Here is a 10644-nt window from a genome sequence, read left to right as displayed (position 1 = left end):
GAACTCGACGAGTCGCGGACCCGACCCCTTGGTCACGGTGAAGTCCCGGGTCTTGCTGTATTTGCTGTTGCTGTCGGTGTGCCCCGACACGGTCAGGCGGACCTTGTGTGCCCCGCTGGTCAGGTTGGCCGTATGCAGGCGCTGAACGCCGCCCTTGCGTAGAGCCTCGACCTCCCGATACGTATAGAGATGCTCATCCACCCGCCTTCCGTCCACAGACAGAGAAGCCGAATCAAGACTGAACTTCCCGCTGGCTTGCAGGGACAGGAACAGGGAGACTTCGGTGCTGGAGGGATGCAGGAGTTTTTCCTGCAGCAGCATCAACTCGTGATTGATCTGCAGCACCTCTTCCTTCGCGCCCTGCACCTGATCATCCAGATTCTGGAATTCCGATCCTTCGGCGAAAACCGTGGGCGGAAACGCAATCAATACCGCCAACAGGCAGCAAGCCTTACTGTTCATACCGACTGCTCCTTGGGTTGAGCCTCCGCGGTCCCGTGGCGATGGCGAACCCGCCTCGATACAGAACCTGGGGAAAATGGATTCGCACGATCGCGCGCACGGGAATCCGGCAACGCGAGGTATTCCTTAATAATATAGATCTGCCGTGTACTCATCGGACATCCAGGGCGGGGATCGGGCCATTTCGTTTTTCCGCGTCTCGGGCGAGTATAGTTGCGCCATTCGCCGAGGGCAGGCCCCAGCCCCCTACACGCGCCAATTCCGGCGATCGATGGCACTTTTCGGGGAACAACCGGTGATTTTGGGGCCGTGCCCTATTGCGGGCGCGCGCAGCCCCTGTACGGAAAACGCACGGCAGTCACGCGAGTTTATGTCATGGTGTTCCGCAGCAGCTTGCGTAATGTTCCCAACGGCCGCGAATTCAATACATCCTCCTTCCGCAGCCAGCCCCGCTGCGCCTGGTTGATTCCGAAGGTCAGATCTTCAAACTGGGACTCGCCGTGGGCATCGCTGTTGATGCAGACCAGCACGCCCTCCTCCTTTGCGAGACGGCAATGGGTATCGTCCAGGTCCATACGCTGGGGTTGTGCATTCAGTTCCAGGAAACAGCCTCGCTCGCGGGCGTGACGGACAATCCGCTCCATGTCCAGGTCCATGGCCTTGCGCTCCTCCAGCAGTCGGCCGGATGGATGGGCGAGGATGGAAAAATAGCGGTGATCCATGGCCCGACATACACGTTGTGTCTGTTTGGACCGCGACAAACCGAATTGTCCGTGCACCGCCCCGATGACCAGGTCCAGGCGCTGGAGAATGGAATCCGGCAAATCCAGCGATCCGTCCTCCAGGATATCCACCTCCACTCCTTTCAGGACGGTAATCCCCCGCAGCTTGTCGTTCAGTCGGTCGATGGCATCGATCTGTTTCGCCAGTGCCTCCGCCGTAAGTCCGTGGGCGATCGTGAGATGTTTTGTATGATCAGTAATGGCAACGTAGTCGAAGCCGCGCTTTTTCGCCGCGCGCACCATCGGTTCCAGGTCGGCGCTCCCATCAGTTGCGTTTGTGTGTACGTGCAGATCGCCTTTCAGATCGTCCAGCTCGACCAGTTTGGGCAAGGTCTTCGCGTGCGCCGCCTCGATCTCCCCGCGACCCTCACGCAACGGTGGCGGAATAAACGGCAGCCCCACGGACTGGAACACAGATTTCTCGGTCTTGCCGGCGATTCGCTCGTCACCGCGGAACACACCATATTCGTTGATCTTCAGGCCACGCCCCTGACCCATGCGCCGGATCTGGATGTTGTGCGCCTTGCTGCCAGTGAAATAGTGCAAGGCCGCTCCGAAACAGACCGGGTCCACTGCGCGCAAGTCCACCTGCAAACCGCCGCGAAGGATGACCGTGGAACGCGTCCTTCCTTTCGATACCACCTCCACCACGTCCTCGTACGCGGCAAAACGATCCATCACCGGCGACCCTTCCTCAATGGTCACGAGAATATCGAGATCGCCCACGGTCTCGCGTCCGCGACGGTAGCTTCCGGCGAGAACGACATCGCGAACCTTCTTCACCTTGCGCAGATAGGCAAGCAGGGGCTCGGCATGTTCGCGCGCGACACTGTAGAAATAGCGCTTCTCCTGCGTCCGTTTTGACGCGATGGTTTCCAGAATTTTCTGTTCGGTACGGGCCCCAAAACCATCCAGCTCTCGCACGCGTCCGGCGCGTGCCGCCTTTTCCAGCTGTGACAGCGTCTTGATTCCGAGTTCCGTGTACAGCACCTTGACCTTGCGCGGTCCAAGACCCGAGATATGCAGCAGGTCTTCCAGGCTGGCGGGCAACTCCCGATGCAAATCCTTGAGCGCACGGGTCTGACCGGTGCGTAGCATTTCCTCGATCTTTCCCGCCAGATCCTTGCCGATTCCTGCGAGCCTGGTGAGGTCTTCACCCTGGGCAAGCAGTTCGGAAAGTTCACGCCCCAAGCCCCTTACGGTACGCGCGGCATTGCGATAGGCGCGTACCCGAAAGGGGTTAGCCTCCTGTATCTCCAGCAGGTCGGCGATCTCCTCGAACTGAACCGCGATGTCCTCGTTGTGTACCGCCATTGCAACTCCTGACAAAACAACTATTCCGGTGCAAGCGCTGCCGGATACGGTTCCAGAAAAACCGCGGCAGCGGATTCGGCGGCCGGATCGTGCGCCACCCACTCCCTGAACCGCGCCCGCGTTGAGTGCAAGGATACCCGGCCTTCCCGATAATCGTCGATCACCCGCAGCAAGGACCGCTTCCCTGCCGGATCTAGCCTGTCCTTGAGGAATCCCGCGAGGTGTTGCATCACGTTTACCTGTTCGCCTGGCGTAGCAGGGTACTTCAGTGCAGCCATCATCTGTGTTTCGTATTCATTCGCCAGGGTTTCGATTGCGCCCGCGCCCGCGCTGGCAACCAGTGGTCCCAATGACCGGTAACGGGTTTCATTGTGAGCCAGGATCAGAAATTTGTGACGCGTGTGAAAATCGACGAGCGCTGCGGCATCCAGACCATTCCTGCGCAGGGTGCGCCAGCGATGAAACACGAACAGACGCTCCAGAAAATTGTCCCGGCGCTGCGGATCGGCAAGGCCTTCCTCGTCTTCCACCGGAAGATTGGGCATTCGCTCGCAAACGATCCCGGCCACCAGACCACTCCCTTCGCCCACCCGGCTACCGGACTCGTCGAAGACCGGCACCGCCGATGGGCCACAACTCGGGGAACGGGTCTTGAAGATGAAGCCGCACACATCGGTCAGCGCGGGGACGAGCTCCCGGCCGTAGGACTCAAGCGGCCCCGTTACATCAAGCGAGCGATCCGAAACCCCGAGAACCCGAATGCCATGCTGGCCGCGCACCAGTTGTACCGGCGGACGCGGCACGCCAAGTCCGGCCCCTGCCTCCGGGCACTCGGGCTGGAACTGTACGTGGCGCCCCAGGGATTCCACCAGCCAAGCCTGATACTTGTTGCCTCCGTCATAGCGGACCGGCTGACCCAGCAGACAACTGCTGACCGCCACCCGCGGCAACTGTAGGCCCCGGCTTCCCGATTCCGGATCGCGATTCATGCTTCAAGTATGCGCGTCGTACCGGCAAAGATCGACGCGGGGCCGGCTTCTTACCTGGCCCCCGGGGCACGGCCCCATACCGCGAACAGGGGATCCATTTCCCGCAAATGTTCGGTGTAGCGATCCCGCGGATCGCGTTCCAGTCCGCGCTCGGAAAGGGTCGTTAGCTCGACGAAACCCGCCGCCACCATCCACTGCAGCACCAGCCCCAGGCGTTCCATCGGCAACATCCGCGTCCACAAATAAATGGCCTTGGGCGGGAAATAACGATTGGAGAAACTGATGACCGCCACACCTCCCGGGCGAAGGGTCCGTCGCACTTCCCGCAAGACGGAAACGGGATTCACCAGGTACTCAATGGATACCGTGTTGACCACGGCATCGAACGCCCGGTCCTCAAACGGGAGTGCCGGATCTGCATTGAGATCATGAATGCAGTATGAGTCCAGCGCCGGGTTGTCTGCCAATTCCTCTTCGTTCAGACCGAGGCCACATACGTTTCCGCGCTGTTCCGGAAGTTGTGATCGCCAGCCACTCATGAGGTCGAGTACCCTTGACCCCGGATCAATCAGACTGGCGTAAAGCGCTGCAATCCTCGCCCCGCACACGGCATCCACATGAGCAACCCGGCGGGGCCGGGAATAGAACTCGCGATCCTCGCCCGGATTGGGACGATCAAAGCCATCCGGGTCGGCAAAGTCAGTCTCCCCGCGCGGGGGCGGTGATTCCATGCCCGCGAACCGCAACAGGGCGTCCATATTGCCGATACCCGGCGCGATCGTTGCAGCTTCCTCGTGCCGCATGGTCACGTCGAAATAGGCCAAAGGCGCATTGAAGTCGGCCTCGAAACTATGCGTGGACACCTCAAGCGCCCGAAACATACGTGCCGGCGATTCCCCGGTCACCAGTTTGGATGGATAGAAACGGCCACGATGCAGGGCGATGATTTTTTCATTGAACGCGGACCGCGGCAGAATACGCACCCGTTCCGGATCGACCGCCGGCCAGGAGGGCGTGTCCGGTATCTCCGACATCCAGCCGATGTGAAAATGTCGTGCGAGCCGGGAACGATATGACAATTCGACGCGTCGGGCCATGGACCATCCGGGAAGAGTATCGAGATGCCTGCAGGCACGTCACCAGTATGCCGGGCCCCTGCGACACCGTCGACCTTGCCGACAGGCCGTGCACGCGGTAGCGTGTACAGGAAGGAATACCGGCACGCAGCAGGGGTCATGAAACTCGCGGAACCGGATGTAAGCCTGAGCGATTTTGCGCTCACCATCGAAAGCCTGGCGCTGACCTATCTGACGGCCACCCTGCCGGTCAACGATCCAGCGAGCCGGACGATGTTCCTGGTTTTCTTTCCGGCCCTGGGACTGGCAACGCTGCTCGCCGGCTTCGCCCACGGCATTTTCCATGACCACGGTTCACGCATGCACGAAGTCGTCTGGCGCGCATCACTGCTATCTCTGGGCCTCGCCGCCCTGGCCTTGTGGGGGGTCTGCATCGTGGCCGTCACGAGCGGTTGGAGCAGCATCGTGCTTGCGGTGGGTGTCATTGCTCTCTATCTTTTCTATGTGTTCAAGATCCTGTTCGTTCGCCATGACTACCGGATCGCCATCCGGCACTACGCGCCCGCCCTTGTCGCCCTGGCGCTCACTTGTCTGTGGCGCTGGATCCAGCATCCCTCGTGGTGGCTCCTGGCAGGTGTCGCCGGAACGGCCTGGTCGGTGCTGGCAGGGGTACTGCAGCAACGCAAGGTTGCCCTTCACCCACGCTATTTCACCCACAATGCGCTCTATCATCTGAATCAGGGAATCGCGCTGTTCGCCATCTATCTTGGGTCGCGCGCGCTCATTTCCGGAGGACCCGGCTGATGGTATTCGCCCCGCTGCACCGGTCACGGTGCACCCACGTATTCAGGATGCTGACATGGACAGCGCTTCTGGCCGTCGCCCTGATCGCACGACCGACCTTTGCGCAAGATCCCCAGGAACCGGCGGCCACTCCCCTGGATCGGGGGCACGATATGATCGGACGGACCCTGAACACGGTCGCACGAGCCATCGACCGCTTCTTTTCCAATTCAACCGAGTTCACCGATGCGAAGGGGAACTGGGCCAGACTTGGACTGAACGTCCGGGCTCGTGAAGACGGCGTCCGCGAATACAGTTCTGATGTCGCCTTGCGCCTTGCACTCCCCAAGACGGCGAAGAAATACAACCTTGTTCTTCAAAGCGATAGCGACGCCGAGACCGAACCCGTTGGATTTCGAGACCCGCTGTCGGCGGCTACTTCGCCGGTCTACAGCGGCGGCATGCGGTACATCATCTCGCAAAAGAAGGATTCATCCGCGAACGTGGATGTGGGTGCGGACCTCACCACCCCCATCGATGCCTACCTGCGTGGTCGCACGCGCCGCACCTTTCACTGGGGTCGCTGGCAGCTACGCGCCGCGGAAACGCTCACCAAATACCAGTCGGGGCGACAGAATGCCCTGACAGAACTGACCCTCGATCGTCTCCTTGCCCCGGACTGGTTGTGGAGGAACTATCTCGGGGCCAAGATTGCCCACCCGATCAGCGAAAGCGTGGTCGTTCTCAGCGATTCGATATACCACCGAATCAACGAGCGCCACGCGTATCAGTTCGAGCTGCTCGGCCGCGGCCTGGACGGCCCCGCCCGTGTGCACGAGTACCAGGTCAATTTCCGGTACAGGATTCGCTCGAAGAAACGCAACTGGGTGTACTACGAAATCGCGCCGCAGGAACTGTACAGCGAGGATTTCGGCTTCAAGCCCCTCGCCTCGATTTACTTCCGGATCGAATTTCTGTTCACGGGATGACCGGTGGGAACTCAGGACGTATGCGCGTCCCGCCTGGCTGAACCGGCGCCACGACGCACCCGCACCGATTCCGCCAGACTTCGCAGCAGGGGCACACTCTCGTCCCAACCCAGACACGCATCGGTGATACTCTGGCCGTAAACCAGGTCCTTGCTAGGGACCACGTCCTGGCGACCGGCCACGAGATGGCTTTCGATCATGGCACCGATGATGGCGGAATTGCCCTCTGCCACTTGCCCGGCAACGGCCGCGCCAACCTCGAGCTGGCGTTGATGTTGCTTGGCGCTGTTGGCATGACTGAGGTCGACCATGAGCCGGGGTTCCAGTCCGGCAGCAAGCTCTTCTTCGATGGCACGGGAAACACTGGCCGCATCGTAGTTCGGCTTGCGTCCGCCGCGCAGGATCAAATGACAGTCGTCGTTGCCGGTGGTGGAAAAAATCGCTGAATGACCGGCCTTGGTCAGAGACAGAAACCGGTGCGGCACGCTGGCCGCGCGAATGGCATCGATCGCGATTTTCAACGTCCCGTCGGTGCCGTTCTTGAACCCGACAGGACAGGAAAGACCGGATGCCAGTTCACGATGGACCTGGCTTTCAGTCGTGCGCGCGCCAATGGCGCCCCAGCTGACCAGATCGGCGACGTACTGAGGCGTAACCAGATCGAGGAACTCGGTCCCTGCCGGCACGCCAAGATTGTTGATGTCCGCTAACAATTGCCGAGCAAGCCGCAAACCCTTGTTAATGTGGCAGCTGTCGTCCAGATCGGGATCGTTTATCAGGCCTTTCCAGCCCACGGTGGTCCGGGGCTTCTCGAAGTAGACGCGCATAACCAGCAGCAGATCCTCGCCGAGTTCCTCGCGCAAGGCGCGAAGGCGACTTGCGTATTCGAGAGCCGCCTTCGGATCGTGAATCGAGCACGGCCCGATGACCACCAGGAGTCGATCATCCTGGCCGTGGAGAACGTGATGAATCTCCTCGCGGGTATCGTGAATGGTCTGGCGCGCACGATCGGACACCGAAATCTCGGCGTGCACCTGCTCCGGTGACACAACCTCGTCGATGCTTCGAATGCGCAGGTCGTCGGTCTGGTATTTCATGGGTTGCGGGATTATACGTCCGGGTGCGCATTAGGTGCGAAATCGCCACCGGAGTCAACCGCAGACCCTCAAACTGACGCGGAATATTGCCTCGAAAACTGGAGAATTCCAGCGCCCATACCGAAAAGCATCAACAGGAACCAAATGAGACCTCCGATCACGGGGATCAGGCTCAGGAGCCCCAGGACCACTAACGCGACTGCCAGCGAAAGCACCCGAATTCCGGGCGAGGCCCCGGCATCGCGCCGGATCAGCCGGGCGCCCAGTTCTCCGACCCAAACGACGCCGATCAGGAAACCTGCTAGGAGCACCACCGGATACAGGGCCATCAGCACCAGACCGGGCAGGAAGGTCAACACCAGGACCAGCGCCAGCAACGCGGCCACCGGCGTCGCGACCAGCGCGGCAAAGCCAAGTCCCAGAGCGGCCCAGGGGCGGGTCCGCAAGCACTCGGCAGACGCAGCGCTGAAACGAGGGAACACCAGTGCAAGAACCAGGGCCGAGAGGAACAGGCTCGCCAGAAACAGCAGGCTCGACCCGCGCTCGACTGCCGGCATCCCGCGCGCGCGAGCCGGATATGGCATGCGCGTGACCTTGCCACGTATCGTCGCGTCCTTTTCTATGTTCGCCATGCGACTGCTGCGATACACCAGATTTCCGTCGATCACGGCACCGGGGAGGATAGATATATTGTCCCCCTCCAGATCCACATCACCGTGCACATGCCCGCCAAGGCGGATGTCGCCACCGGCTGCGCGCAGATCGTGGGCAAAGTCTCCGGAAAGGTCGAGCGAACCGCCCGCAAACCAGGCATTTCCGCCCACGCGTGTAGAGGGAGAAGTACGGATCTCACCACCGGCGGCAATCAGGTCATCGCCCACGACCAGATCAAGGTCAAGCGAGCCACCGCCCGCACGTACATCGTCATCGACCTTTCCGCGCAGGCTGACATTGCCTCCCCCGACCATGACATCGCCGCTCACCATCCTGCCGACCGAAACGTCGCCGCCCGCCGCTATCACGTCGCCGCGGACCTGGGCATCGATGTCCACCGTGCGGCCGAAGGCATACAGATCGTCATTTACTGCGCCGCGCTTCACGACCGTTTCGCCGGTGTCCTGGGCGGTTGCGATCCACGGGATGGCGCACAGGGCGAGTACTGCCATAGCGCTCGAGATCCAGGTGTTTCCGGTTCCGGGACGTGCATGCATGCCGGCCTCCTCCGTGAATACAGGATGAGACGGATATGGTACGGAAGTCGGCTTTCCCTAATATGATCCAGATCAAGCCAGGGACAAATTCACCAGCAAAATGATTCCGGCGGTAGCGGCGGCAATGAGGACCGTCCGCAGGGCCGACCACAACCAGAAGCGACCGCTGATAGAGCCCAGAAATACGCCGAGAAGAAACACGCACAGGAAAGCCATGGCGACGGCTGCATGCAGGGGCGGGAGGGGCAGGGAAACGCCGGCCCACTGCAGCCAGATGGGTGCCAGCACCAGCAAGGCGATGAACAGCGGCGCGAGACCGTTGGTGGCGGCGACCAGCCAGGGGACCAGCGTGGCGGCAAGCCCATGAACGGATTCCCCGAGATCACGTGCCAGGGACTGTTCAAGCTCCTGTAGTTCGCGATCCCGTTCTGCAGTCTCACTGACGTACGCGCTCGCCACACCACTCACCGCAAGGGCAATGGCCGCACCCAATCCGGTTCCCAGCATGGCGCGCAGTTCGGTGACGCCGCTGGCATGGAAGCCGATGGTAATCCCCAACATGGTCAAGGCGCCGTCGAAACCGTTGGTAACGAAGTAGCGGCGCGCGATGCGATGCGCGTGTGTGAGGCGAATCAGAAATTGCAGGCGCTGCAACATGGCGGAACGCGTGGGCGCACCTAGATCAGGAGGTGCTGCCCGCGCCGTTCATCTCCACCTCGTCGACGCTATGCACCGAACCACCGAGGTCGTCGATGGCGGCAGACAGATTCTCAAAGGAGATGTTGTGACCCTGAACTTCCACGATGGTGCTCTCGGTCTTTTCGTCGACCTCGTCCACGGTCACACGGACACTGCAACCCGGGGACTTGTCGGCGATGGCGCTGGCAAATTCCAGCACGCTGGGGCTACGGGGCTTGAGGACGTCCAGTACGATGCGGGTGATCATTCAACAGGTCTCGGGCCAGGGTTGTGTTTCGATTTCACCCGCTTTTGTCCCGAATCGCAAGGGCGCCATGACCTATTGGCGGTCGCCCTCACCCTCACCCTCACCCTCACCCTCACCAAGAGACGCGGGCAGCCCCGTTTCCAGATCCGGATAGCGGGGCGCGACGCCCAGCTCCGCGCGCATGCGGGTATTGTCGATTCGCTTCGACTCGGCCAAATAGGAAAGCATTCCGGGCTTGAACTCCCGACGTGCCGTCTCCAGATCCACCTGCGGCGGGCGGGGCAATCCCGCGGCGTCGGCGACCCGATTGAAATAGTCGGTCATGGTTCCCGGATGGCCGTCGGAAATGTTGTACACCGCGCCGGGCCGGCCATGCTTCGGAACTGCCATGGCCGCCATCACCAGGTCATCCACGTGCACACGATTGCTCCAGGGCGATTCGGACTCACGCAGAACGGGCGTGCCGGCGCGTAGCCGCGCAAGCGGCAGGCGGCCTGGCCCGTAGATTCCAGGAACCCGCAGGATGTATACGGGGACCTCATGCCGTCCTGCCCACTCGCGAACCGAAGTCTCCGCATCCAGCCGCCGCCGGGCGCGGTCGACCTGCGGTCGCGCCGGAGTGGACTCGTCAATCCATGCGCCGTCGCAATCGCCATAGACACCGGTGGTACTGAGCAGCACGATACCCCTGGGTGCGGATGCCCGGTCCAGCGCCGCCAGGAAACCGCGGATCCTGTCGTCCCCTTGTCCGGTCGGTGGTGGCGGTACAAGGTAGTACAACCACGCGTCCGCCATGGGTGGAAGGTTCGACTGCAATCCGTCGAGATCCATGGCCACCGCGCGGATTCCCTGTTCCGCCAGCCGCCCGGCACTGGCAACGGTGCGTACGATCGCATCCACTTCGCCACCGGCCGCGCGCCAGGAGCGAGCCAGGCGGGTGCCCACATAACCGCATCCGACGATGACACAACGTCCCGGTGGATCCCCGGACATGG

11 protein-coding genes are annotated in these 10644 nt (G+C 61.5%); 2 read left to right on the top strand and 9 right to left on the bottom strand.

The annotated features are described in order from the left end of the window. From P8X48_05550 to P8X48_05535, 4 genes are all read right to left on the bottom strand, one after another. The coding region (locus P8X48_05550; GenBank protein ID MEJ2106781.1) for a hypothetical protein at positions 1 to 462 on the bottom strand (462 nt) is incomplete at its 3' end. Positions 463 to 830: 368 nt separating this feature from the next. Next, positions 831 to 2558, bottom strand: a complete 1728-nt coding sequence (gene polX / locus P8X48_05545; protein MEJ2106780.1) for a DNA polymerase/3'-5' exonuclease PolX — start codon at positions 2556 to 2558, stop codon at positions 831 to 833. A 20-nt stretch (positions 2559 to 2578) separates the two neighbouring features. Beyond that, positions 2579 to 3547: a DUF523 and DUF1722 domain-containing protein gene (locus P8X48_05540; protein ID MEJ2106779.1), complete on the bottom strand. Its 969-nt coding sequence runs from the start codon at positions 3545 to 3547 to the stop codon at positions 2579 to 2581. Between the two features lie 50 nt (positions 3548 to 3597). Then, positions 3598 to 4644 carry a methyltransferase domain-containing protein gene (locus P8X48_05535; GenBank protein ID MEJ2106778.1) on the bottom strand — a complete coding sequence of 349 codons (1047 nt, stop codon included), beginning with the start codon at positions 4642 to 4644 and terminating at the stop codon, positions 3598 to 3600. A 138-nt stretch (positions 4645 to 4782) separates the two neighbouring features. On the opposite strand from P8X48_05535, the gene P8X48_05530 reads away from it, so the two are divergent. After that, entirely contained in the window at positions 4783 to 5427 is a 645-nt protein-coding gene (locus P8X48_05530) for a hypothetical protein (GenBank protein ID MEJ2106777.1), read from the top strand. Positions 5428 to 5474: 47 nt separating this feature from the next. Continuing rightward, complete coding sequence (locus P8X48_05525; protein MEJ2106776.1) at positions 5475 to 6395, top strand: hypothetical protein; 921 nt, start codon at positions 5475 to 5477, stop codon at positions 6393 to 6395. A gap of 11 nt (positions 6396 to 6406) precedes the next feature. On the opposite strand, the gene aroG is transcribed toward P8X48_05525, so the two are convergent. The 5 genes from aroG to P8X48_05500 all read right to left on the bottom strand — a co-directional run bounded on the left by aroG (position 6407) and on the right by P8X48_05500 (position 10642). Continuing rightward, positions 6407 to 7492, bottom strand: a complete 1086-nt coding sequence (gene aroG, locus P8X48_05520; GenBank protein MEJ2106775.1) for a 3-deoxy-7-phosphoheptulonate synthase AroG — start codon at positions 7490 to 7492, stop codon at positions 6407 to 6409. A gap of 68 nt (positions 7493 to 7560) precedes the next feature. Then, the gene (locus P8X48_05515) at positions 7561 to 8703 is read right to left on the bottom strand and encodes a polymer-forming cytoskeletal protein (protein ID MEJ2106774.1); all 1143 of its coding nucleotides are present in this window, start codon (positions 8701 to 8703) and stop codon (positions 7561 to 7563) included. Positions 8704 to 8775: 72 nt separating this feature from the next. Next, positions 8776 to 9360 carry a hypothetical protein gene (locus P8X48_05510; protein ID MEJ2106773.1) on the bottom strand — a complete coding sequence of 195 codons (585 nt, stop codon included), beginning with the start codon at positions 9358 to 9360 and terminating at the stop codon, positions 8776 to 8778. A gap of 25 nt (positions 9361 to 9385) precedes the next feature. Further along, the gene (locus P8X48_05505; GenBank protein ID MEJ2106772.1) at positions 9386 to 9649 is read right to left on the bottom strand and encodes a DUF211 domain-containing protein; all 264 of its coding nucleotides are present in this window, start codon (positions 9647 to 9649) and stop codon (positions 9386 to 9388) included. 72 nt (positions 9650 to 9721) lie between these two features. Beyond that, positions 9722 to 10642: an SDR family oxidoreductase gene (locus P8X48_05500; protein MEJ2106771.1), complete on the bottom strand. Its 921-nt coding sequence runs from the start codon at positions 10640 to 10642 to the stop codon at positions 9722 to 9724. Between the last annotated feature and the right edge of the window lie 2 nt (positions 10643 to 10644).

This window comes from Acidiferrobacteraceae bacterium (assembly GCA_037388825.1).
Taxonomy (GTDB): Bacteria; Pseudomonadota; Gammaproteobacteria; order Acidiferrobacterales; family JAJDNE01; genus JARRJV01.
Note: the sequence above shows the minus strand (reverse complement) of the source record. Positions and strands in the feature narration are given on the sequence as shown.

What these genes read in the sequence shown, in the direction of transcription:
- polX (MEJ2106780.1), bottom strand. Translation starts at nt 2,558, where the DNA reads ATGGCGGTACACAACGAGGACATCGCGGTTCAGTTCGAGGAGATCGCC.
- P8X48_05540 (MEJ2106779.1), bottom strand. Translation starts at nt 3,547, where the DNA reads ATGAATCGCGATCCGGAATCGGGAAGCCGGGGCCTACAGTTGCCGCGG.
- P8X48_05535 (MEJ2106778.1), bottom strand. Translation starts at nt 4,644, where the DNA reads ATGGCCCGACGCGTCGAATTGTCATATCGTTCCCGGCTCGCACGACAT.
- P8X48_05530 (MEJ2106777.1), top strand. Translation starts at nt 4,783, where the DNA reads ATGAAACTCGCGGAACCGGATGTAAGCCTGAGCGATTTTGCGCTCACC.
- P8X48_05525 (MEJ2106776.1), top strand. Translation starts at nt 5,475, where the DNA reads ATGCTGACATGGACAGCGCTTCTGGCCGTCGCCCTGATCGCACGACCG.
- aroG (MEJ2106775.1), bottom strand. Translation starts at nt 7,492, where the DNA reads ATGAAATACCAGACCGACGACCTGCGCATTCGAAGCATCGACGAGGTT.
- P8X48_05515 (MEJ2106774.1), bottom strand. Translation starts at nt 8,703, where the DNA reads ATGCATGCACGTCCCGGAACCGGAAACACCTGGATCTCGAGCGCTATG.
- P8X48_05510 (MEJ2106773.1), bottom strand. Translation starts at nt 9,360, where the DNA reads ATGTTGCAGCGCCTGCAATTTCTGATTCGCCTCACACACGCGCATCGC.
- P8X48_05505 (MEJ2106772.1), bottom strand. Translation starts at nt 9,649, where the DNA reads ATGATCACCCGCATCGTACTGGACGTCCTCAAGCCCCGTAGCCCCAGC.
- P8X48_05500 (MEJ2106771.1), bottom strand. Translation starts at nt 10,642, where the DNA reads ATGTCCGGGGATCCACCGGGACGTTGTGTCATCGTCGGATGCGGTTAT.